We start from the raw sequence: 23,020 nt of genomic DNA, 5'->3' as shown, positions 1-23,020 counted from the left end.
AGGCAGATTCCACACCCGGAAATACTGACAGGGGCCTATCGACATACACAATAGGGACCGCTCGCTGCCCAACATAGTGCGTGCTGGCCATCATACCATAGCCGATCCGCCGTCTTTTGCCGCACGGTAGATGGCATCGATGAATTTCTGGTTCGCTTTCGAATTTTCAAGCGAGAAAAGCCGCGCATCCTTGTTACCGCGCGCAGCCCGCACGAAACTTTCGGCCTGAAGCTGATAATGATTGGCATCTCCGAACGACCATTCTGTCGCCTTCGTATGACCGGCATCGAAAAGCGCGATGCTGCCGTGACCGTATTTGCCGGTATTGAACGGCGCATAGACTTCGATGAAGCCCTTGTCGCCGTGGAAAACCATCGTCTGGCGAGCGCCAAGCTGCGTGGCGACATAGAAGCTCAGGTCGAAGCCGTCGAAGCGGGCTGAAACATTGGCATAGCGGTCGGTGCCGAAGGCCGGGTCATACTCCACCGACGCCTTGACCGACACCGGTTCCTGCCCGGTGACCATACGGGTTACCACGGTCGGATAGACGCCGATATCCGGCAGAGCGCCACCACCCAGTTCCGGCTGATTGCGCATATTGTCCGGATCGACATTGAAATAGGAAAAAGCGCCCTGCACATGGCGAAGCTGGCCGATGGCACCTTCGGCCAGAAGCTCCTGCAACTTGATCCATTGCGGGTGATAATAGACCATGAAGGCTTCGGCCATCGTGACCTTGTGCTTGTCACGCGCGGCGATGAGTTGATCGATATCGTCGGCCTTGAGTGCGATCGGCTTTTCACACAGGACGTGTTTGCCCGCCTCGGCAGCCTTGAGGCTCCATTCGATATGTTGTGATGTCGGCAGCGGTATATAGACGCCGTCGATGGCGTCGCTTGCCAGCAGTTCTTCATAGGAACCAAAGGCCAGCGGTGCACCAAAACGGTCGGCAACGGCGCGCGCACGCGACTGGTCGCGACTCGCAATGGCATGAACGACACCGTTATCGGAGGCGCAAAGTGCTGGAATCACCTGGGTGACACCAATCTTGGCGGTTGAAAGAATACCCCAACGAAACATGCTATTCCCTCTTTTATTCAAAGCTGGAGCCGGGCCCGATCCGGGCTCAATCCAAGTCTCAGTCCGGCACGTCCCAGCCCTGAACGGTCAGTTCCGGCCAGAATTTCAGCGCGCGGTCCGCCTTGATTTCATGCGTTTCGCGGTTATCGATGGCACGATTGGGCCGAATGCGAAACGAAAAAATATCATCGAGGCCGAAAGGAGCGTGGATGAGCAGCCCGCAATCTGCCGGCTCGTCGTCCTTTGCCAGCCGCGCGCCCACGCAATGGGCAATCGTCGCATAGCGTTCTATCGATTCAGTCACCGAATGAAGCGGAGCGTAGGGTTGTCCGAAGCGCTTTTCGAACCACAGATGCACCCGCGCCTGATTGCGAATCTCCACCGGAAGCGGAAAATCGCGAAAGACCTCAGTCCCCCGCGCGATGACCGCATCCTCCGCTTCCCAGGAAAGATCGCTGCCGTCGAAATAGATGATATCGAGATCCTTGATTCCATGCAGGGCCGGTCTCCCGGTCAGCCGGTTCCAGATAGTGTTATAGAGCGCACCAGAGACGAGCCAGAATTCGGATGCCTCTCCGGCCAGTTCATGCAACCGTTGCAGCGCGTCGGCCAGCATCGGACTTTCCAGAATCATCTGTGAAAAGATATTCCGCTGTTCTGCAGGCAGCAAAGCCACATAACGCAAGTGATCCGACATCCCCGTCACTGACCGTTTCCCGATGCGTGGCGATAAAAATCGATGAATGCGCGTAATGCCGGGCGCATCTGACGACGGCTTGGATAATAGAGATGAAGCCCGGCGAAGGGCTGGCACCAGTCTTCCAGAACCCGGACGAGCCGCCCTTCCGCCAAAGCATCGTGAACATAATCTTCGAACAGATAGGCAAGTCCGGCACCGTTCAAAGCCGCCTCCAGAATAACCCTGTCGTCATTGACGATCAGCGGTCCCTCAATGGCGATTTCCTGTGCCTCGCCCACCCTTTCGAACTCCCAACGATAGGTTCGACCGCTCGGAAAACGATGGCGGATGCAGGCGTGATGCAGGAGATCGCGCGGCTCGACCGGAACCGGATGGTTTTCGAAATAAGCCGGTGCAGCAACGATTGCCGCGCGAACATGTCCGGTAAGCCGCGTTGCTATCATATCCACTTCGAGGCTTTCACCGAGACGCACACCCGCATCGAAGCCTGCTGCAACAATATCAGTGAAGCCGTTTTCCACCCGCAGATCGAGTGTAATGTCGGGATAAGCCCTGGCGAATTCACCCAGGCGCGGTGCGATGACCAGTTGGGCAGCCACATAGGGCGCCGTGATTCGCAGTATCCCCGAAGGGCGATCCCGCGAATCGACAGCGGCGCCCAAAGCCGCGTTGATCTCTTCAAGTGCCGGTGCCAGCCTTTCCAGCAATTGCCGCCCAGCCTCCGTCGGTGCGACGCTGCGCGTGGTTCGCGCGAGGAGACGCACACCCAGACTGTCCTCCAGCGTCGCTACCGCGTGGCTGACGGCCGACGGCGCAATCGCCAATTCCCGCGCCGCGCCACGGAAACTTCCATGGGCCGCGACGGCGGCAAGAACGGCTAGCTGTGACAGTTGGCTTCGATTCATTGTTATAAATTACAGAACAAGCTGTGAAAATAAATCGGTATTATCGAATTGATCGTCCCGTTTTATTGTTCGCAACGTGATCCCTGGCTCAGACGCAGCCACCATGAGGGCGCATTCTGCCAGAATCTCCTCCCGATTTTCCCGCAAAATTTTCAGTACTTTCAACCACCATTCGAAAGGAACTACTATGCAACAGCGCAAACTCGGCCAGCAATTGAGCGTTTCCGCCCTCGGTTTCGGCTGCATGGGAATGACCCATGCCTATGGTGGCCAGGACGAGCAGGACGCAATCCGTACGCTGCATCGCGCCGTCGAGCTCGGCGTGACATTTTTCGATACGGCAGAGGTCTATGGTCCGTTTGAGAACGAGAAACTCGTCGGCAAGGCGCTTAAGCCGTTCCGTGACCAGGTGACTATTGCAACCAAGTTCGGCTTCAAGATCGAAGACGGCCAGATGAAAGGTGTCGACAGCCGTCCCGAACACATCCGGGAGGTAGCCGAGGCCTCCCTGAAACGGCTCGGCATCGATGTGATCGATCTGTTCTACCAGCACCGCGTCGATCCATCCGTGCCGATTGAGGATGTGGTTGGCACTTTGAAGGACCTGATTGACGAGGGAAAAATTCGCGCTATCGGTCTTTCGGAAGCGGGTGCTTCCACCCTGCGCCGCGCTCATGCGGTCCATCCCATCGCGGCGCTGCAAAGCGAATATTCGCTATGGGCACGCGATCCGGAGGATAATGTGCTGCCGGTCTGCCGTGAACTTGGTATCGGTTTCGTACCCTATAGCCCGCTTGGGCGCGGTATGCTGACCGGCACATTGCGTTCGCAATCCGACCTCGCCGAAGACGACTTCCGCAAGACGCTGCCGCGTTTCCAGCCGGGCAATCTGGAAGCAAACAACCGGCAGGTGGATCGCATCGTCGAGATCGCACAGGAAAAGCAGGTCACGCCCGCGCAACTAGCGCTGGCATGGGTGTTGAGCCGCGGTGATTTCATCGTGCCGATCCCCGGCGTCCGCAAGATCAGCCATCTGGAAGACAATGTGAAAGCCGTCGACATCGTGCTGACGCCGCAGGATCTGCAGCGTCTGGACGAGGTATCCGCGCCCGACCTGATCGCTGGCAAGCGTTACAACGAACAGCAACTTGCGCTGACCGGTCTCTGATGAACGGCCTCAAACAAAAAGGGAGCCCGTCGGGCTCCCTTTTTTACATCCTGCGCAAGGCTGGTGGCGCGAGCGTCAGGAGCCCAGCCAGCGTCATGGCAAAGCCAACCCATAACGGCGCGTGCAGGCCATAGCCGGCCTCCATCGCCTGACCACCGACCCACGGCCCAAGCCCGAGACCGATATTGATGACAGATGCATGCATCGCGTTCACCAGTGCACCGGGATGCGCGATCCGCATTACTCGCGCGATGAAAGCCGGATTAAGCGCAATGCCGGTCAGGCCGATCATCACGATGGAAAGGATTGCAGCCGGTTTCAATTCTGCGAAAAGCGCGAAAATCAGCATCGCTGCGAGCATTATCACAAGACCGAAGGCAATGGTCGGGATCGTGTGACGGTCGGCAAAGCGGCCGGTGATATAGTTACCGACGATATTGGCACCGCCATAGACAGCGAGCAGAAACGGAACCTGCATGGCCGAGAAGCCAGCCAGTTCCACCGTGATCGGCGACAGATAGCTGTAAACGGCGAATGACGAACCGATGACCAGCGCGCTGGTGGCATAAGCCGCCCACAGTTTCGGCTTGCGCATTTCCGCCAGCTCCGAACGCAGATCGGCCTGCGGCGCATCAGGCGACGACTCGATCTTGATTGCGATGACAAGGGCGCAAACCAAGATCAGAACCACAATGGCCCAGAAGCTTGCCCGCCAGCCGAAAGCATTGGTGATCGCCGTTGCAATCGGCACGCCGAGCACGGTGCAGAGCATCAATCCGGCGAAAACCAGCGAGGATGCGCGTCCACGCAGTTCCGGCTCGACCAGTTGTGCGGTGATGGCAAGCATCAGTCCGAAGCTCGTTGCTGCTGCCATACCAGTCAGAACTCGCGCGATCAGCAGAATCTGGAAGCTGCTTGTTGACGCGGCCACACTTTGCGCCGCCGCATAGAAGATCAGCAGAAGCAGCAGCCCCCGCTTGTTCTCGATCTTCAGCGCCAGAAACAGGATCGTCACCAGCGGCCCGCCAATCATCATGCCGAGGGCATAGAGCGAGATCAGATTGCCGATATCGGCAATGGAACGGCCAAAAGCCACCTGAAGCGACGGCAGCATGCCCGAAATCATCAGTTCGGAGGTCGTCAGCGCAAAGACACCGAGACTGAGGCAATAGACGACCAGCGGTATTGCCCGCGCCTCTTTACGGGACGCAACCGCCCCTTCCGCCGCAAGGGCAGATTCGCACGTATCGTTCATGAGACGAATCCTATTTATATAGTGTAGACTACATAAATTAATATCGCCTTGCCCGAAAGGGTCAAGCGAATTATATAGGGATAATTACAGAAAGGGCGAAAAATGGTTCCACGCGGACGCCCGCGCAGCTTCGACCGCGATGCAGCGCTGGACAAGGTGATGAAGGTTTTCTGGGCCAAAGGCTATGAATGCGCCCAGATCAACGACTTCACGACCGCCATCGGCATCACGCCGCCGAGTTTCTATGCCGCCTTCGGCAACAAGGAGCAGGCGTTTCGTGAAGCCGTCGACTATTACCGCCGCACCATCGGCGCTCCTCCTTTTGATGCACTGGAAAACGCGGCCACCATTCAGGAAGGCACGCGCCAATGGCTGGAACTGAGCGCGGACAGTGCTTTCGTCTGTCCGGCGGGCGGCTGCATGATCAGTGTCAGTTCGATACAGTGCAAACCGGAAAATGTGCCGGTCAAAGAATTCCTGACCGCCATTCGCCACACCAATCAGGACCTGCTTTCAAAGCGCCTGCAACGCGCCTTGCGCGAGGGTGACTTGCCGCCCGAAACCGATATCGCCCAGATGAGCGAATTCTACCACGCGATCCAGCAGAGCCTCTCCTATGAGGCGCGTGACGGCAGTTCGCGGGCCGCCGTGCAAAAGATCATCGATATGGCCATGCGCGCCATGCCCGCCAAAGTAAAAAGCCCGGCTTGAAGCCGGGCTTTTTGTTTCATGCTTATCCGCGAAGGACGCCGCCGGTCTGCTTGGCCACACTGGCCACGACCTGCTTCGATAGTGCTTCCAGGTCGTCGTCGGTCAATGTGCGATCCTGCGGCTGCAGCAGCACTTCAACCGCAATCGACTTCTTGCCTTCGCCAAGCGATGCACCGGTGAAGATGTCGAACACCTGAACGCCAACGATCAGCTTCTTGTCGGCAGAGGAAACCGCCTTCACGACATTGCCTGCTTCCACATTCGCATCCACCACAAAGGCATAGTCGCGCTTGAGGCTCTGGAATTGCGACAGGTTGAGCGCAGGCTTGGTGCGGGTTGCCTTTGCCTTCGGCTCAGGGATCGCATCGATATAGATTTCGAAGCCGCAGAGATTGCCCGACACGTCGAGCGCTTCCAGCGTGTCAGGATGAAACTCGCCGAAGTGGCCAAGCACGACCTTGGGGCCAAGCTTCAACGTGCCCGAACGACCCGGATGGAACCATTCCGGACCACCGGCTTCGATCTGGATACGGTCAACCGGCGCACCGGCAGCTTCCAGTGCGGCCAAAGCATCAGCCTTGGCATCGAAGACGCCAACGGGTGCTGCATTGCCAGCCCAGAAACGGCCTGAACCTTCAACGCCAGCCGTGCCGCGACGAACACCGCCAGCCACACGACGCTGCTGTTCCGGCTTGTCGCCCTCATAGATGCCCGACACTTCGAACAAAGCCGTATCGCCAAAACCGCGATCTGCGTTGCGCTGTGCGGCGGCAAGCAGACCCGGCAGAAGCGAAGGACGCATGTCCGACATATCGGCTGCAATCGGGTTCGCCAGCTTCAGCTCCGGCTTGCCGCCGCCAAAGGCTTTGGCCTGCGCGTCGGAAATGAAGGAATAGGTCACAGCTTCCATCATGCCGCGCGAAGCAAGTGTGCGGCGTGCCAGACGCGTACGGATCTGCAGTGTCGTCAGAATACGACCATTGACTGTACCAAGGCCCGGCAGCGGCTGTGGGTCGATCTGGTTGATGCCATGGATACGCATGACTTCTTCAACGAGGTCAGCCTTGCCTTCCACGTCGCCACGCCATGACGGCACGGTTGCCTTGATGACCTTGCCGTCACCTTCAACGCCGAAGCCAAGACGCTTCAGAATGTCGAACGATGCGTCATAGGAAACCTCGATACCGGTAAGACGCTTCACTTCCGTAACCGGGAAATCAATCACGCGCGCGGTCGGAGCCTTGTAGCCAACCACGTCGAGAACCGTCGGCTGACCGCCACAGAGTTCGAGAACCAGCTTGGTTGCCAGTTCTGCACCCGGAACCATCATTTCCGGATCGACGCCTCGCTCGAAGCGATAGCGTGCGTCGGTGACGATGCCCAGCTCGCGGCCCGTGCGTGCAATCATGCGCGGGTCCCAAAGAGCGGATTCGATCAGCACGTCGGTGGTGTTTTCATCACAACCCGAGTGTTCGCCGCCCATGATACCGGCAATCGATTCGGGGCCGTTTTCATCGGCGATCACATACATGCCCGGCTTGAACTTATAGTCGCGCTGGTCGAGGCCGAGAATGGTTTCGCCATCCTTTGCCGCACGCACTGTCAGATTGCCCTTGACCTTGGCCGCATCGAAAACATGCAGCGGGCGGCCCTGATCGAACGTCACGTAGTTGGTGATATCCACCAGTGCGTTGATCGGGCGCAGACCGATGGCCTTCAGGCGCTGCTGCATCCATTTCGGGCTTGGGCCGTTCTTGACACCCTTGACCATGCGCAGCGCGAAGCCGGTGCAGAACGGGTTTTCGGCATCCTGATCGAGAATGACCTTGACCGGCGTTTCGCCTTCACCCTTCACCGCTTCCGGCAGGGTGTTCTTGAGCGTGCCAAGACCGGCTGCTGCCAAATCGCGTGCAATGCCGCGAATACCGGTGCAATCCGCACGGTTTGGCGTCAGGCCAATTTCAATGATCGGATCATCAAGGCCCATATAGGCTGCAAAGCTGGTGCCGACAGGAACATCGTCCGGAAGGTCGATAATGCCGTTATGTTCGTCAGAGAGCTCCAGCTCGCGCTCGGAACACATCATGCCGAAGCTTTCGACACCGCGGATTTTGCCGACCGAAAGCGTGACATCGAGACCCGGCACATAGTCGCCCGGACGGCCCAGAACACCGACGAGACCGGCGCGGGCATTCGGTGCGCCGCAGACGACCTGAACCGGCTGGCCTTCGCCCGTATCGACCGAGAGAACGCGCAGCTTGTCGGCATCCGGATGCTGAACGGCCGTCAGAACCTTGGCGATCTTGAAGGCCTTGAAAGCAGCACGGTCATCGACCGATTCCACTTCAAGACCGATATCGGTCAGCTTCTCGACGATCTGATCGAGCGTCGCATCGGTTTCAAGGTGATCCTTGAGCCAGGAAAGCGTGAATTTCATTTGTCTTGTCCCTTCCTGTCCTTACGCGCTCAGTCCGCCGAAAAGCGTCGGAATATCGAGCGGGCGGAAACCGTAATGTTCGATCCAGCGCACATCGGCATCGAAGAAGGCGCGCAAGTCAGGCATGCCGTATTTCAGCATGGCGATGCGATCAATACCCATGCCCCATGCGAAGCCCTGATAGACGTCCGGATCGTAGCCGGAAGCGCGCAGCACATTCGGATGCACCATGCCGCAGCCCAGAATTTCGAGCCAGTCATTGCCCTCGCCGAACTTCACATGCGGGCCGGAACGGTCGCACTGAATGTCTACTTCAACCGATGGCTCGGTGAACGGGAAGAAGCTCGGGCGCATGCGCATCTTGACTGAAGGCACTTCGAAGAAAGCCTTGCAGAACTCTTCGAGCACCCACTTCATGTTGGCGACATTGGCCGACTTGTCGACGACCAGACCTTCGACCTGATGGAACATCGGCGAATGGGTGGCGTCGGAATCCATGCGATAGGTCTTGCCCGGAATGACGATACGGATTGGTTCGTCGCGGCCTTCCTTGTCACGCAGCGCTGCAAACTTCTCCATCGTGTGCACCTGCACCGGCGACGTGTGCGTGCGCAATAGCTTGCGCTCACCCTTCTCGTCTGCATTGAAGAAGAACGTGTCGTGCATCTCGCGCGCCGGATGGCCTTCAGGGAAGTTCAGCGCCGTGAAATTATAATAGTCGGTCTCGACATCCGGGCCTTCGGCAATCGAGAAACCCATATCCGCGAAAATCGCGGTGATTTCATCGATAACCTGTGAAATCGGATGGATACGACCGCGCGCGGCAGCGCTTTCGCGCACTGGCAGCGTCACGTCGACCTTCTCACGTTCCAGGCGTGCTGCAATAGCTTGCCGACGCAGCTCTGTCTTGCGCTCGGTCAGCGCTTCGGTGACGCGGTTTTTCAGGCCATTGATGGCCGGCCCCTGCGCCTGACGTTCTTCCGGCGTCATGGAACCCAGCGTCTTCAGCTTTTCCGAAACCGTGCCCTTCTTGCCAAGGGCTGCGACACGCACGGCTTCGATAGCAGGCTCATCAACCGCTGCCGCAATGTCTTCGAGAATTTGCCGTTCGAGTTGTTCTAGATCACTCATCATTTAAATCCCTGTCGTGCCTGCGGCACTCCACGCCTCTTGTTTGAGTTCCCTGTCGCGCCTGCAGCGCTCCACGCCTCTTGTTTTGAGTTCCCTGGTCGCGCCTGCAGCGCTCCAGATATTTTGCTCCGAAGCCAAAGAAGCGTTGTCGTCACTCTCTTTGGCCTGATTGGTAAGACGCATCAAGATTGGCGTCAAAAAATTCCATCGCCTGCAAAAGCCGTCTTCCATCACCGCCTAGAAATATCCGGCGGAACAGCCTCAGCGGCGCGATGGTAAATCGGAAAAACCCGACGATTTTCTTCAGTTCCGGGATCACAGCAGACGGTGCCGCCGCGCGATAGGTTGCAAATGCCCTTTGCGGCGTCCCCGCAAGACGCGCCTGCGCGGTGATTTGGAAAAACAGAAGCCACACGTCGCGCGCCTGTGCGGCGGCCAGCGGCATGATGGTTTCCGGTTCTTCCTCGAAATCCAGAAAACCGGCAACACCATTCTTCTCGAAAAAATCACGCGGATGCGGACGCCCGTGGCACAGTCCTGCGGCATGGGCCTCACCCAAAGCATGGGCACAACGGACGAGAAGCGCGTCATGGCCTTGCGGATCATTTCGACGCAAATGGTCGAGCCGATCCTGGATGATCGGCGCGACATCGCTCAGGACCATCACCGCCCCTTGGCGGTAGACAATTCCGGGCACCTGAAAGCCGGCCTCTAGAAAAGCGCTCATCTTGCGCTCTTCACGGTCGGCCATGCCTACTTCCCCAACATCTTTCGGGCTGCGCAGGAACGGATAGAGAAGAAGTGGCGAAATCAGGCTGTGCAGACGCTTCGCAAGCGGACGCCTTTCGGCATCGTAGCGCTTGATCCAGACGCGATGACCGCCAATCACAGCGCTGGAAACACGCTTGCCCTGGCTCTGAACAAGCAAAACCAGCAGGCTGCGGAGATCATCCACGTCCAGTCTCAGCTTGCCCGGCTCATCCTTCATCTCCGGTCTATGCCTTTGCTTTTCGCATCTTGTTCCAACAACCGTTTCACACTTTTCGGGATGCGTTCTGAACGCCCGAAAAAGGAAAACCCGCGCCAGCCGAGCCAGCGCGGGTTTCCCAAATTCAAAATGTCACTTGGGAAGGGCTGGCTTAGCGGACAGCGCCTTCAAAAGCGTTCGGCGTTTCGGTGTTCTTGAGATACTCAAGAGCCTTCTTTGCCGATGCAACCAGCGCACCGAATGCATCCGGTTCGTGGATTGCGATGTCGGACAGAACCTTGCGGTCGATCTCGATGCCAGCCTTTGCCAGACCGTCGATGAAACGGCCATAGGTCAGGCCCTGTTCGCGGACAGCAGCATTGATGCGCTGGATCCAGAGAGCGCGGAACGTACGCTTGCGATTCTTACGGTCGCGGTAAGCATACTGCTTCGAACGGTCAACTGCAGCCTTAGCGGTGCGGATGGTGTTCTTGCGACGACCGCGGAAACCGGCAGCCTGATCGAGAACTTTTTTGTGCTTGGCGTGTGAAGTAACGCCGCGTTTTACGCGTGCCATAGTATGATCTCCTTAAAGGACAGCGGCTTAGAGGCCGTTAGGCAGGAACTGTTTTACGATCTTCGCGTCTGCTTCCGAGAGCACCATGGTGCCGCGTGCATCGCGAATGAACTTGTTCGAGCGCTTGATCATGCCATGACGCTTGCCTGCAGCCGCGGCTACAACTTTGCCAGTGCCAGTGATTTTGAACCGCTTCTTGGCGGCCGATTTGGTCTTCATCTTGGGCATTTTGCTACTCCTTTGTTTAGTCCCCGTCGTGCCTGCGGCACTCCACGCCTCTTGCTTTAAGGGCGCTCGTGCCTGCGTCACACAGGAACAGTGTTTTTACTTTCAGGCAGACCGAGCCTGAAAAGCATACGAAACCGCCACGGCATGCCCTGCCGGGCGGTTCGAACGCGGCCTTATAGGCTTAAAGACCGCAAAACGCAATGCCCGAATTGGGCTGAATCGCAGCCTGAACCTCAATAAAGTCGCAGAAGCACTGGCAGGGCATGAATGTCCTGCAAATATTCCACGAACTCAAAGAAAGGATAGGCGACGAAGAACACCAGACCGTCCGTAAAGGTGCGGTAGATCCGGTCAGGCCGGACGATCAGCTCCTTGTCGTCGCGAAACAGCGAAAACTTCGGGAAGAAACGCGGCACACTCGCGCAATAGGCTTCATAAGGCTGGCCGAAATTCTGCTTGAGGAATTTCTCTTCCGTCCGGATGACAACCGAGAAAGCGAGGTAGCAAAGCACGCCGAATGCTGCAGCAATGATGATGCTGCCGGTCTGCGCGCCGATACCCATCGCACCGATGCTGCTGAAGACATAGAGCGGATTGCGCGTAACCGAATACGGCCCGCTCTGGACGATTTCCGCGCTCTTGCGGCCGCCGATATAAAGCGTGCACCACATGCGCCCGATAATGGCCGCAACGATCAGGCTAAGCCCGAACGCCTCGATATACTCATGAAAATGCCCGGTCGATTGCGAGCTCACGAAAAGCAGCGCCACGACCAGAAGCACTATAACGGCACCGATCGCAAGACGCCGACGCTGCTGATATTTACCCAGTTCGCCCAAAGTCTTCATTGCAGTTTCATGATCCCATATTTGTCAGGACAAATGAAAAGCCGCCCGAAGGCGGCTTTTCCAAGGCATTTCGAAATGTTCAGCGCGGAGCGAGAACCATCATCATCTGACGGCCTTCAAGCTTCGGCTCGGACTCGACCTTGGCAATTTCAACAGTGTCTTCCTTGACACGCTGCAAAAGCTTCATGCCAAGTTCCTGATGCGCCATTTCGCGTCCACGGAAACGCAAGGTAACCTTGACCTTGTCGCCTTCCTCAAAGAAACGCAGAGCAGCCTTCATCTTCACCTCATAATCATGGGTGTCGATGTTCGGTCGCATCTTGATCTCTTTGATTTCAACCGTTTTCTGCTTCTTGCGTGCTTCGGCGGCCTTTTTCTGATTCTGATACTTCAGCTTGCCGAGGTCGACGATCTTGCAAACCGGAGGCTCCGCGTTCGGCACGATCTCAACGAGATCGAGGCCCGCTTCCTCTGCCATGGCGATAGCTTCCTGAATGGAAACATCGCCGTGGTTCTGGCCTTCGGCATCGATAAGCTGAACCCGGGGAACCCGGATATCACGGTTGGAGCGCGGTCCATCTTTCTGAACCGGCGTCGCTCTGAAGGGTCGGCGAATGGTCGTTATCTCCTGAATTGTTACGTCTCATGCGGTCGGATACTTGCTGCCAGACGGCATATCCTCGATCAAACCGCAGTTGATCGCGGAAATGTCGTCAAGCAGGCGGCGAAGTCAATAGCATCTTTGACAGGAAAAATCACCCCCGCGTGATAAACGTTCTTTTTGGCGTCATTTCGCGGGAGACAAGCGGCATATCGGTCACATTTGCCGTCATTTCAAGGGCCTCGCACCAGATGGCGGGTTTTCACTCAATTACGAACATGCCAAAACACTCCCGGAAAATGAGGAGATTTGAAATGAGCGCTGCGGGGCTGGAATTCATCGACGTGGACGGAGTGAACATCGCCCTGCGTTACAGAGCCGGAAGCAAATCTCCAGGCGTGGTCTGGCTCGGCGGCTATCGTTCCGACATGCTGGGCACCAAGGCGGCCGTTCTCGACGAATGGGCAGCTGAGACCGGACACAGTGCGCTCAGGCACGATTATTCCGGCCACGGCGAATCCGGTGGCGATTTCAATCAGGGCACCATCTCGCGCTGGCTGAACGAAAGCCTTGCGGTCTACCGCAAACTTACCAAGGGTCCGCAGATTCTTGTCGGCTCCTCCATGGGCGGCTGGATCGCGCTGCGGATGGCGCAGGAGCTCAAGAAGGAAGGCAAGTCGCCTGCCGGGATTGTGCTGATCGCGCCGGCTCCCGATTTTACCGCCGTGCTCGTGGAACCCACGCTTTCCGAAGCACAGAAACAAGATCTCCAGGAAAAGGGCTATTTCGAAGAACCCTCCGAATATTCGCCCAATCCCTATATCTATACGCGTGCGCTGATCGAGGACGGACGGAAGAATCTGGTTCTCAAGAATATTATCGAGACCGGCTGTCCGGTTCATATCCTGCAGGGCATGCAGGACCCCGACGTTCCCTACAAACACGCACTGACGCTGGTGGAACACCTGCCTGTCGATGACGTGACCCTGACGCTCGTACGCGATGGCGACCACCGGCTTTCGCGCCCGCAGGACCTCGATCTTCTCATCCGCACGGTTTCCGGTCTGGCCGAACGCGTTACCGCAACAGCATAACGGGGCATCATCATGCGGTTTTCGGTTTTCGCTTCCTCGGCGGTTGCTGCCATTGTCGGCTTCGGTGGCACGCTGGCACTCATCATTGCTGCAGCACAGGTGCTGGGCGCCACACAGGCCGAAACCGCAAGCTGGGTCACGGCGATCTGTCTTGCGATTGCCGCTTCTTCCGCCTGGCTCAGCATCCGCTACAAGATGCCGATCATCGCAGCCTGGTCCACACCGGGGCTGGCACTGATCGGCGCCAGTGCCGGTTTCACCATGCCGGAAGCGGTTGGCGCGTTCATCGTGACCGCACTCGCACTGGTCGCCACCGGACTGATCCGTCAATTGTCGGTACTCGTTTCCCGCATCCCCGCCTCGGTCGCGTCAGGCATGCTTGCAGGTGTGCTGTTGAGTTTCGTCATCGCTGCGGCCAAAACAGTGCCCGGCGATCCGGTTTTCGTTCTGCCGCTGGTGGCGCTGTTCTTCATCATCCGCCTGTTCAACCCGTCGCTTGCCGTCATTGCCGTGCTGGTGACCGGCATGATCTTCGCATTGATCACAGGGCGCTCACCTGCCCTGCCCGCGCCAGAAATCTCGACGCTTACCCTCATCTGGCCGCAATTCCACATGGGTGCGATGATCGGCATTGCGATCCCGCTCTATCTGGTGACCATGGCCTCGCAGAACCTGCCGGGCTTCGCCGTGCTGCGCGCTTCGGGCTATGAACCGCCAACCAGCGCCTGCCTGCGCGTGACCGGCCTGGCTTCTTTGCTGACAGCGCCTTTTGGGGCATCCACCACCAATCTTGCCGCAATCTCGGCAGCGCTCTGCACCAATCCCGATGCACATCCGGACCACAGCAAACGCTGGCTTACCGGACCGGTCTATGCAGCGATCTATGTCGTGTTTGCCCTTTTCGGCGCTTCGCTGGTCGCGATCTTTGCCGTATTGCCGGTAACGCTCATCGCCCTTGTTGCCGGGCTTGCCCTGACAGGCCCGTTCATCAATGCGATGTCGCTGGCGCTGAAGGACGAACATGAACGTCTTGCTGCAACGATAACCTTTGCCGTGACGGCCTCCGGCATGGCATTTTTCGGGGTTGGCTCCGCTTTCTGGGCGCTGATAGCCGGGCTATGCGTCACTTTTCTTGAGCATCTTCGCAAAAAAATTTCGAATTAATCACATTGGTTAGGCGAAACGCAGCCTGAATCCGCAGGTTGCATTCTTGAAAAGCCGCAATCTTTTCACCACGTCGAAGTCAAGCCGCCAGAAGAAAATGTCCGCATGGAGCGGGCTGGCAGGCCCTGGTTTCGCGCATGTTGCCGGACGATGTCGAACGGTTGAATGGCATGCGCTTTTCGACGGAGCAGACCATGACCAATACTGCATTGATCCGCCCGGCATGGACGCCAGCCACGATTGCGCTGATGGTGCTCGGCTTTTTCCTGTTCTGGCCGCTTGGCCTTGCCATGCTCGCCTATATCCTCTGGGGTGATCGCCTCGAAGGGTTCAAGCGCGGCGTGAACGAAAAGACCGATTCCATGTTTGGCTCGTTCCGCAACTGCCGCAAAGGCGAAAGCTTCAACTTCGGTAACACCACCGGCAACGAGGCTTTTGACGACTGGCGTCGTGCTGAGCTGGAACGACTGGCTGAAGAACGCCGCAAGCTTGAAGAGGCGCGCGCCGAATTCGAGGCCTATGCCGCAGAACTTCGCCGCGCCCGCGACAAGGAAGAATTCGATCGTTTCATGGCTGAACGCCGTGCCAGCGCGAAGAAGACGCCAGCCAAAGGCAGCAAGAACGACATCACCGATGTTTGATGGGGTATAACACCCTGAAATCTCTCGAAACGGCGCGGTTTGGCCGCGCCGTTTTGGCCAAAACAGCAAATTTTTCTGGTTTTTCACGCGAATCGCTTATTCTTAAGTGATGGGCTTATCCTTCCTTCGGCAAATCAGCGGCAACAGGACATCTGCCAATACGGCGACGGTCCGGAGCGAACGCATCCATGCGGTGGCAGGTCGCGAGTTGCCATTGCGTGTGTTCGAAAACCCGCGTGCCAAACGACTGACCCTGCGTATCGAAGCAGGTGGCAGGGGATTGCGCATCACGGTTCCGCCCGGACTACCCGAGCGCGAAGTGCTTAGCTTCCTCAATCGCCACGAAAGCTGGATCGAAAGCCGTATCGCAAAACTGCCCGATCAGCCGGGCGTACGCCCCGGTGTGAAAATTCCCGTTCGCGGTGTGCCGCACCTCATCATGCATCAGCCCGGACGCGGCACAGTCGACCTTCTTGAAGGAAATGTGCTGCTCGTTCATGGCGATCCCAGCCATTTGCCGCGCCGTCTGGCCGACTATCTCAAGGGGCAGGTGAAGCGGGATATTGAAGCGCTTGTCGCACGCCATACGGCAACCGTCGGGCGCAAGGCCAAGGCCGTCCGCTTCAAGGACACCAAGAGCCGCTGGGGCTCGTGCACCTCGGATGGCGTCCTTTCCTTCTCCTGGCGCATCGGCATGGCACCGCCGGCCGTCATCAACTATCTCGTCGCGCATGAAGTCGCGCATCTGATCGAGATGAATCATGGGCCGCAATTCTGGAAACTCTGCCATGAGCTTTGTCCCGACACGGAACGTTGTAAGGCTTGGCTGAAGCGCAATGGCAGCGCATTACAGGCTATCGACTTCACATGACCCCATCCATACTGACCGCCGCCAAGGTGCTGTGGGATTATCATTGCATCTATGATCCGCTGGAAACCGCCGATGTCATTATCGGGCTTGGCAGCTACGATCCGCGCGTTGCCGAGAGGGCAGCCGATCTCTTTCTGTCCGGCATGGCGACCTGGCTGGTGTTTACCGGCAAAAGCGGTCACTGGACGGACAAGCTCTATCAATCGAGCGAGGCCGAGGCCTTTGCTGAAATCGCAATCAAGCGCGGCGTGCCCGAAAAAGCGATCACGATCGAACCCAATGCCACCAATATCGGCGAAAACATAAGGTTCAGTCGCGAACGGCTTGCCCCCGGCGCAATCAGCGCCATCCTTGTGACCAAACCGCAGACACAGCGCCGCGTTCTGGCGACAGTGGCGCGGCAATGGCCGGAAGCACGCGCAAGCATCACCGCGCCGCTCGTATCCTTCGAGGGCCAGCCGACGGCAGATCATCCGGTCGAGATGCTTATCAGTGAAATGACCGGTGACCTTCAACGCATCCTTGAATATCCGGCAAAGGGCTATCAGATTGCACAGGCGGTTCCCCTTGAGGTCATGGAGGCGTATGATTTTCTGATCGCACAGGGTTTTGACGGCCATCCGCTCTCCGAATAGATCGGCAACGGACGGAATAACTTGAGTAGCCCCCGGATTTATGCGACGGAAAACCATGGTTCTCGATATCAAAATATGCGGGCTTAAAACCCCCGACGCCGTTGCCGCCGCCCTCGACGGCGGTGCGACGCATATCGGTTTCATCTTCTTTCCCAAAAGCCCGCGCCATATACCCCCGCAGACGGCAGCAGGCTTGCGCGATGCGGTCAAGGGACGTGCGCTTGTCGTTGCCGTTACAGTCGATGCAGACGATGAAACGCTGGATGATATCGTGAAAACGGTGAAACCCGATATTCTGCAGCTTCACGGCGATGAGACGCCGGAACGCGTGACTTTTATCAAGGCGCGTTATGGCCTGCCGGTCATGAAGGCTTTTTCGGTGCGCGAGGCCAGCGATCTTGCCGCGATTACAGCCTATAAAGGCATAGCAGACCGTTTCCTGTTCGATGCCAAGCCGCCGAAGGGATCTGACCTTCCGGGCGGCAACGGCGTGTCATTCGACTGGGAACTTCTGGCCGCGCTTGACGCGGATATCGATTACATGCTTTCCGGTGGGTTGAATGCGGACAATATCGCCGAGGCGCTGGACAAGACCCATGCGCCGGGTATCGATATATCGTCCGGTGTTGAGCGCGCGCCTGGCGAAAAGGATGTGCGTCTCATCGAGAATTTTTTCCGGGCTGTCGCCGATGCGCGCCGATGCCCTGTATGACAGCCTGAACTGACGGAGCGGAAGCGTTGAACAAGCCGGTTGCACCCAATTCCTATAAGACAGGCCCCGACGAAGAGGGCATGTTCGGTATTTTCGGCGGACGTTTTGTTGCCGAAACGCTGATGCCTCTGATCCACGAATTGCAGGAAGCCTATGAAACGGCAAAGAACGACCCTGAATTCAAGGCGGAGCTGAATGCCCTTTCCACCTATTATGCCGGTCGTCCTTCCAAGCTTTACTATGCCGAAGGCCTGACGAAACATTTGGGTGGCGCGAAAATCTACTTCAAGCGCGAAGACCTCAATCATACCGGCAGTCACAAGATCAACAACTGCCTCGGCCAGATTCTCCTCGCCAAGCGCATGGGCAAGACCCGCATCATCGCCGAAACCGGCGCCGGACAGCATGGTGTGGCTTCGGCCACCGTTGCCGCGCGTTTCGGCCTGCCTTGCGTGGTCTATATGGGCGCAACCGACGTCGAGCGCCAGAAGCCGAATGTGTTCCGCATGAAGCTGCTCGGCGCTGAAGTGATCCCGGTTTCCGCAGGCAACGGCACCCTCAAGGATGCGATGAACGAAGCCCTGCGTGACTGGGTGACGAATGTCGAAGACACCTATTACCTCATCGGTACCGCTGCCGGTCCGCATCCTTATCCGGAACTGGTGCGCGACTTCCAGTCTGTGATCGGCACCGAAGCCCGCCAGCAGATTCTGGAACAGGAAGGACGCCTGCCGGATGTGATCGTGGCAGCGGTCGGCGGCGGCTCGAATGCCATTGGTCTGTTCCATCCATTCCTCGACGATGCCTCTGTAAAGATCGTTGGTGTCGAAGCAGGCGGACGCGGTCTCGACGGCGAAGAACATTGCGCCTCGATGAGCGCAGGTCGGCCCGGCGTGCTGCATGGCAACCGCACCTATCTCCTCCAGAACGATGACGGTCAGATTCTCGAAGGCCATTCGGTTTCCGCCGGTCTCGACTATCCGGGCGTCGGGCCGGAGCATTCATGGCTCAAGGACAGCGGGCGCGTCGACTATGTGCCGATCCTCGACGATGAGGCGCTGGATGCATTCCAGCTTTGCACGCGCACCGAAGGCATCATCCCTGCGCTCGAATCCGCCCATGCCATCGCGCAGGCGGTGAAAATGGCACCGACCATGGGCAAGGATCAGGTCATGATCGTCAACCTGTCCGGTCGCGGCGACAAGGATGTCCACACGGTCGGCAAGCTGCTCGGCATGGACATCTGATATGGGTAATGACGTCGCCGAAATCTCCGTCTACAAGCCGCGCGCCGCATGGTTCGACGGCCTGACGACGTGCGGCCCGGCGACGATCAAACTCAACATTATCGAAGCCGATCCGGACAATCCTGTCGTGGAAGCTGCCGTCGGCCTCGCCCGCAGACAGATCGAAACCGCCGCTGAAAAGCTTGTCACCCTGCCGCATCTGGGGGTTGGTTTCGCCGTTTTGCATCAGGGCGAGGAAGGTCTCTGGCTGCTTCTGCACTGGTGGCTCGAAGGCGGCATCGCCACGGAAATCCTCTGGCAGTCGGAACTCGGCGACGAGGTGGAATTCATGCCCGCACAGCCGCTGCTGATGGCCTGTGTGTGGGAACTCGGAATCATAGACTTTGAACGGCGTGCTTGGATGGAAACGGCGATGGCGGGTAAGCCCGTTGCCGACTATCTGGCGCGCACTTTGCCACGGGGCACGGTATGACTACTCGCATCGACACCAAATTCGCTGAACTGAAGGCAGAGGGCCGCCCGGCGCTCGTTACCTATTTCATGGGTGGCGATCCCGATCTGGAAACCTCGCTCAAGGTAATGAAGGCGCTGCCCAAGGCCGGTGCCGACGTGATCGAGCTCGGCATGCCTTTTTCCGATCCGATGGCGGACGGTCCGGCCATTCAGGCCGCAGGCCTGCGCGCCCTCAATGCCGGTCAGACGCTCGCCAAGACGCTGCACATGGCAGCAGAATTCCGCAAGGAAGACGACACGACCCCAATCGTCATGATGGGTTATTACAATCCGATCTATATCTACGGTGTGGACCGCTTTCTGGCTGATGCCAAGGCTTCCGGCGTGGACGGGCTGATCGTCGTCGATCTTCCATCGGAAATGGATGCCGAGCTTTGCATTCCGGCGATGAAAGTGGGCATCAATTTCATCCGCCTCACCACGCCGACCACCGACGACAAGCGCCTGCCGAAGGTTCTGCATAATTCATCGGGATTTGTTTATTACGTTTCGATGAACGGCATCACCGGCTCGGCCATTGCCGATACGACAAAGGTCGGCGAAGCCGTGCGTCATATCAAGAAGAGCACGGATCTGCCGATCTGCGTCGGTTTCGGCGTCAAGACGCCGGAGCAGGCAGCAGCCATCGCCACCCATGCCGATGGCGTGGTCGTTGGTACGGCGATTGTCAACGCGATTGCCGGTGAACTGGACGAAAATGGCAAGCCGAAGGGCGATCCAGTTGCTGCGGCAACCGGACTTGTCCACGCCCTTGCTGAGAGCGTGCGCGCCACACGCCTTGAAGCCGCCCAATAAATCGTCCATTTAAGCGGCTGAAGCTCTTTGCCGAAGAACAAGAAACGGAACCAAACGTCATGAACTGGATCACCAACTACGTCCGTCCGAAGATCAATTCGATGCTCGGCCGTCGTGAAATGCCGGAAAACCTCTGGATCAAGGATCCGTCGACCGGTGAAATGGTGTTTCACAAGGACCTTGAGAGCAACCAGTTTGTGATCCCTTCCTCGGGCCACCACATGCGCATCAAGGCAAAGGACCGTCTGCGTTTCTTCTTCGACAATGGCGAGTACACCACGCTTGAAGCGCCGAAAGTGCCCGTTGATCCGCTGAAATTCCGCGACGAGAAGAAGTATATCGACCGTCTCAAGGATTATCGCACGCGCACGGGCATGGAAGACGCTATCGTCAACGGCCTCGGCACGATCGAAGGCCTGCCGATTGTCGCCACCGTTCAGGATTTCGGTTTCATGGGCGGTTCGCTCGGCATGGGTGCCGGCGAAGCGATCATCCAGGGCTTCGAAAAAGCCATTGAGCTGAAGCGTCCGCTGGTTCTGTTCGCCGCATCGGGCGGCGCACGCATGCAGGAAGGTATCCTGTCACTGATGCAGCTCCCGCGCACCACGGTTGCGGTGGAGATGCTCAAGGAAGCAGGCCTGCCCTATATCGTTGTCCTGACCAATCCGACCACCGGCGGCGTGACGGCTTCCTACGCCATGTTGGGCGATATCCACATTGCCGAACCCGGCGCACTGATCGGCTTTGCCGGACCGCGCGTCATCGAGCAGACGATCCGTGAAAAGCTGCCGGAAGGCTTCCAGAGCGCGGATTATCTCATGGAACACGGCATGGTCGACATGGTCGTCTCGCGTCTGGAACTGAAGGGCACGGTTGCGCGCCTTCTCAAGATCATGACCCGGCAGCCCGGCACAAGCGACGCGCCGGAACACGAAAAGACGGAAGCAACCGACAAGGCAGCCTGATCGTGACAGAAAAAGCCGCCGCCGCAATCGAGCGGCTTATGCAGTTGCATCCAAAGGGCTTCGATCTTTCATTGGACCGCATCCGCGGTCTTCTGGAAAAGCTCGGCAATCCGCATCTGAAATTGCCGCCGGTCATCCACATCGCCGGAACCAACGGCAAGGGATCGGCGACAGCTTTCTGCCGCGCGCTTCTGGAAGCGGGCGGCTTTGATGTTCACGTCCATACCTCGCCGCATCTCGTCCGCTGGCACGAGCGCTATCGCCTGGCAGCGCCTGGCGGCGGCAGACTTGTCAGTGACGATGTTCTGGCCGACGCGATAGAGCGCGTTGCAGCGACCAATGGCGGTCAGCATATCACCGTTTTCGAAATCCTGACGGCCGTGGCCTTTGTGCTCTTTTCCGAGCATCCGGCAGACGTCGTCGTCATGGAAGTCGGACTTGGCGGACGTTTCGACGCCACCAATGTCATTACCGAACCTGCCGTCGCGCTCATCATGCCGGTTTCCATCGACCATCAGGCCTATCTTGGCGACCGCGTAGAGCTGATTGCGGCTGAAAAGGCCGGGATCATCAAGAAGGATTGTCCCGTCGTCGTCGGTTTTCAGCCCTTCGACGCGGCGCGGGAAGTGCTCGTCTCGACTGCAGATCGTCTTGGCTGTCCTGTTTCGGTTTACGGGCAGGATTTCCTCGCTTTTGAGGAACATGGTCGCATGGTGTTCCAGAACGAGGACGGTCTGATTGACCTGCCTTTGCCGCGCCTCCTCGGGCGCCACCAGATTTCCAACGCTGCTGCGGCAATCGAGGCTGTGCAGATGGCGGGTTTCAGCCTGACCGACAAAGCCGTCGAAAAGGCGTTGATGGTGGTGGACTGGCCAGCCCGCATGCAGCGACTGACCCATGGCGCTCTCGTCGACCTGGCACCGGCGGCATCCGAGATCTGGCTCGATGGCGGCCACAATCCGGGTGCGGGCGCAGTCATCGCCGAGACGCTTGGCGATCTGGAAGAACGCAATGAACGCCCGCTGTTTCTTGTAACGGGTATGATCAACACCAAAGATCCGGTTGGCTATTTCGAGGCTTTTGCCGGTATGGCGCGGCATGTTTTCACCGTGCCTGTTCCGTCCAGCGACGCGGGCATTCCCAATGATGAGCTGGCGGTAGCAGCTCAAAAAGCCAACCTGTCGGCAGAGCCTGTGCATTCGGTTGCCAATGCGTTGAAGCTTCTACGCGACACATGGCCATCAGACGAAGCACCACCCCGTATCCTGATTGGCGGATCGCTTTACCTTGCCGGTGAAGTCTTACGCGATAACGGCACGCCACCCCTATAAGCAAAAACCCGGCTCGAAGGCCGGGTTTTGTATTTCTTATGCTGAAACGATCAGGCAGCCGAAGCCTTGATCCAGTCGGCAAGGCGGCTCTTCGGAGCGGCGCCAACCATATTGGCGGCGAGTTCGCCGTCCTTGAACATCAGAAGCGTCGGGATCGAACGCACGCCGAACTGGGCAGCCAGTTCCGGGTTTTCGTCGATATTGACCTTGGCGATCTTGACCTGACCGGCCATTTCGGTCGCGATTTCGTCCAGAGCCGGAGCGATCATCTTGCAGGGACCGCACCACTCCGCCCAGAAATCCACCACGACAGGCTCGCTCGACTGAAGAACGTCCGACTGAAAATTGCTGTTATCGACCTTAACGGTTGCCATAGGGCTATCCTCTTTTTTCACCAAGAACGGCAGACATCTTTTTCAGACTCACAACACAATCCGCTCTTCA

At 58.0% G+C, this 23,020-nt stretch carries 25 protein-coding genes; 13 read left to right on the top strand and 12 right to left on the bottom strand.

Annotated elements, in window-relative coordinates; translation table 11 throughout:
* Nucleotides 1-90 precede the first annotated feature (90 nt).
* The 3 genes from CQZ93_RS13735 to CQZ93_RS13725 are packed head-to-tail and all read right to left on the bottom strand — an operon-like array spanning nt 91 to nt 2,685.
* Nucleotides 91-1,080, bottom strand: a complete 990-nt coding sequence (locus CQZ93_RS13735) for a Gfo/Idh/MocA family protein (RefSeq protein ID WP_105543037.1) — start codon at nt 1,078-1,080, stop codon at nt 91-93.
* 58 nt (nt 1,081-1,138) lie between these two features.
* Nucleotides 1,139-1,777: a nucleotidyltransferase family protein gene (locus CQZ93_RS13730; RefSeq protein WP_422616095.1), complete on the bottom strand. Its 639-nt coding sequence runs from the start codon at nt 1,775-1,777 to the stop codon at nt 1,139-1,141.
* A gap of 5 nt (nt 1,778-1,782) precedes the next feature.
* On the bottom strand, nt 1,783-2,685 hold the full coding sequence (locus CQZ93_RS13725) for a LysR family transcriptional regulator (protein WP_105543035.1): 903 nt from the start codon (nt 2,683-2,685) through the stop codon (nt 1,783-1,785).
* A 187-nt stretch (nt 2,686-2,872) separates the two neighbouring features.
* On the opposite strand from CQZ93_RS13725, the gene CQZ93_RS13720 reads away from it, so the two are divergent.
* Nucleotides 2,873-3,853: an aldo/keto reductase gene (locus tag CQZ93_RS13720; protein WP_105543034.1), complete on the top strand. Its 981-nt coding sequence runs from the start codon at nt 2,873-2,875 to the stop codon at nt 3,851-3,853.
* Nucleotides 3,854-3,896: 43 nt separating this feature from the next.
* On the opposite strand, the gene CQZ93_RS13715 is transcribed toward CQZ93_RS13720, so the two are convergent.
* On the bottom strand, nt 3,897-5,108 hold the full coding sequence (locus CQZ93_RS13715; RefSeq protein WP_105543033.1) for an MFS transporter: 1,212 nt from the start codon (nt 5,106-5,108) through the stop codon (nt 3,897-3,899).
* 102 nt (nt 5,109-5,210) lie between these two features.
* Here CQZ93_RS13715 and CQZ93_RS13710 point away from each other — a divergent pair, with 102 nt between their 5' ends.
* Complete coding sequence (locus CQZ93_RS13710; protein WP_105543032.1) at nt 5,211-5,819, top strand: TetR/AcrR family transcriptional regulator; 609 nt, start codon at nt 5,211-5,213, stop codon at nt 5,817-5,819.
* 22 nt (nt 5,820-5,841) lie between these two features.
* Here the strand turns inward: CQZ93_RS13710 and pheT are convergent, their stop codons facing one another.
* The 7 genes from pheT to infC all read right to left on the bottom strand — a co-directional run bounded on the left by pheT (nt 5,842) and on the right by infC (nt 12,623).
* Nucleotides 5,842-8,256, bottom strand: a complete 2,415-nt coding sequence (pheT, locus tag CQZ93_RS13705; RefSeq protein WP_105543031.1) for a phenylalanine--tRNA ligase subunit beta — start codon at nt 8,254-8,256, stop codon at nt 5,842-5,844.
* Nucleotides 8,257-8,277: 21 nt separating this feature from the next.
* A complete protein-coding gene (gene pheS, locus CQZ93_RS13700; protein ID WP_105543319.1) occupies nt 8,278-9,387 on the bottom strand; it encodes a phenylalanine--tRNA ligase subunit alpha in 1,110 nt (369 codons plus the stop codon).
* Nucleotides 9,388-9,538: 151 nt separating this feature from the next.
* Nucleotides 9,539-10,375: a BUD32 family EKC/KEOPS complex subunit gene (locus CQZ93_RS13695; RefSeq protein WP_105543030.1), complete on the bottom strand. Its 837-nt coding sequence runs from the start codon at nt 10,373-10,375 to the stop codon at nt 9,539-9,541.
* A 151-nt stretch (nt 10,376-10,526) separates the two neighbouring features.
* Nucleotides 10,527-10,931 carry a 50S ribosomal protein L20 gene (gene rplT, locus CQZ93_RS13690; RefSeq protein WP_105543029.1) on the bottom strand — a complete coding sequence of 135 codons (405 nt, stop codon included), beginning with the start codon at nt 10,929-10,931 and terminating at the stop codon, nt 10,527-10,529.
* Between the two features lie 27 nt (nt 10,932-10,958).
* Entirely contained in the window at nt 10,959-11,159 is a 201-nt protein-coding gene (rpmI, locus tag CQZ93_RS13685; RefSeq protein WP_024898386.1) for a 50S ribosomal protein L35, read from the bottom strand.
* Between the two features lie 233 nt (nt 11,160-11,392).
* Nucleotides 11,393-12,007, bottom strand: a complete 615-nt coding sequence (locus CQZ93_RS13680) for a methyltransferase family protein (protein ID WP_105543028.1) — start codon at nt 12,005-12,007, stop codon at nt 11,393-11,395.
* 79 nt (nt 12,008-12,086) lie between these two features.
* Nucleotides 12,087-12,623: a translation initiation factor IF-3 gene (gene infC, locus CQZ93_RS13675; RefSeq protein ID WP_012091035.1), complete on the bottom strand. Its 537-nt coding sequence runs from the start codon at nt 12,621-12,623 to the stop codon at nt 12,087-12,089.
* 299 nt (nt 12,624-12,922) lie between these two features.
* Here infC and CQZ93_RS13665 point away from each other — a divergent pair, with 299 nt between their 5' ends.
* The 11 genes from CQZ93_RS13665 (at nt 12,923) to CQZ93_RS13615 (ending at nt 22,576) form a co-directional block, all read left to right on the top strand.
* On the top strand, nt 12,923-13,702 hold the full coding sequence (locus CQZ93_RS13665; protein WP_105543026.1) for an alpha/beta hydrolase: 780 nt from the start codon (nt 12,923-12,925) through the stop codon (nt 13,700-13,702).
* Nucleotides 13,703-13,714: 12 nt separating this feature from the next.
* Complete coding sequence (locus CQZ93_RS13660) at nt 13,715-14,866, top strand: benzoate/H(+) symporter BenE family transporter (RefSeq protein WP_105543025.1); 1,152 nt, start codon at nt 13,715-13,717, stop codon at nt 14,864-14,866.
* A gap of 194 nt (nt 14,867-15,060) precedes the next feature.
* Entirely contained in the window at nt 15,061-15,507 is a 447-nt protein-coding gene (locus tag CQZ93_RS13655) for a DUF2852 domain-containing protein (protein ID WP_105543318.1), read from the top strand.
* Nucleotides 15,508-15,616: 109 nt separating this feature from the next.
* Entirely contained in the window at nt 15,617-16,378 is a 762-nt protein-coding gene (locus tag CQZ93_RS13650; protein WP_105543024.1) for a M48 family metallopeptidase, read from the top strand.
* Nucleotides 16,375-17,013 (top strand): YdcF family protein, encoded by a 639-nt coding sequence (locus CQZ93_RS13645; RefSeq protein WP_105543023.1) that lies wholly within the window; start codon nt 16,375-16,377, stop codon nt 17,011-17,013. Before CQZ93_RS13650 ends, CQZ93_RS13645 begins: the two co-directional genes overlap by 4 nt.
* 55 nt (nt 17,014-17,068) lie before the next feature.
* Nucleotides 17,069-17,725 (top strand): phosphoribosylanthranilate isomerase, encoded by a 657-nt coding sequence (locus tag CQZ93_RS13640; RefSeq protein WP_105543022.1) that lies wholly within the window; start codon nt 17,069-17,071, stop codon nt 17,723-17,725.
* Nucleotides 17,726-17,751: 26 nt separating this feature from the next.
* Nucleotides 17,752-18,972: a tryptophan synthase subunit beta gene (gene trpB, locus CQZ93_RS13635; RefSeq protein ID WP_105543021.1), complete on the top strand. Its 1,221-nt coding sequence runs from the start codon at nt 17,752-17,754 to the stop codon at nt 18,970-18,972.
* A gap of 1 nt (nt 18,973) precedes the next feature.
* On the top strand, nt 18,974-19,444 hold the full coding sequence (locus CQZ93_RS13630; RefSeq protein WP_105543020.1) for a hypothetical protein: 471 nt from the start codon (nt 18,974-18,976) through the stop codon (nt 19,442-19,444).
* Complete coding sequence (gene trpA, locus CQZ93_RS13625; RefSeq protein ID WP_105543019.1) at nt 19,441-20,280, top strand: tryptophan synthase subunit alpha; 840 nt, start codon at nt 19,441-19,443, stop codon at nt 20,278-20,280. Before CQZ93_RS13630 ends, trpA begins: the two co-directional genes overlap by 4 nt.
* A 59-nt stretch (nt 20,281-20,339) precedes the next feature.
* Nucleotides 20,340-21,245, top strand: coding sequence for an acetyl-CoA carboxylase, carboxyltransferase subunit beta (accD, locus tag CQZ93_RS13620; protein WP_105543018.1), 906 nt, complete (start codon nt 20,340-20,342; stop codon nt 21,243-21,245).
* A 38-nt stretch (nt 21,246-21,283) separates the two neighbouring features.
* Nucleotides 21,284-22,576: a bifunctional folylpolyglutamate synthase/dihydrofolate synthase gene (locus tag CQZ93_RS13615; RefSeq protein ID WP_181153382.1), complete on the top strand. Its 1,293-nt coding sequence runs from the start codon at nt 21,284-21,286 to the stop codon at nt 22,574-22,576.
* A 50-nt stretch (nt 22,577-22,626) separates the two neighbouring features.
* Here CQZ93_RS13615 and trxA read toward each other — a convergent pair whose 3' ends face one another.
* Nucleotides 22,627-22,950 carry a thioredoxin gene (gene trxA / locus CQZ93_RS13610; protein ID WP_006473274.1) on the bottom strand — a complete coding sequence of 108 codons (324 nt, stop codon included), beginning with the start codon at nt 22,948-22,950 and terminating at the stop codon, nt 22,627-22,629.
* Between the last annotated feature and the right edge of the window lie 70 nt (nt 22,951-23,020).

Source organism: Ochrobactrum vermis (assembly GCF_002975205.1).
GTDB classification, from domain to species: domain Bacteria; phylum Pseudomonadota; class Alphaproteobacteria; order Rhizobiales; family Rhizobiaceae; genus Brucella; species Brucella vermis.
This window is presented reverse-complemented; position numbering and strand designations above follow the sequence as displayed.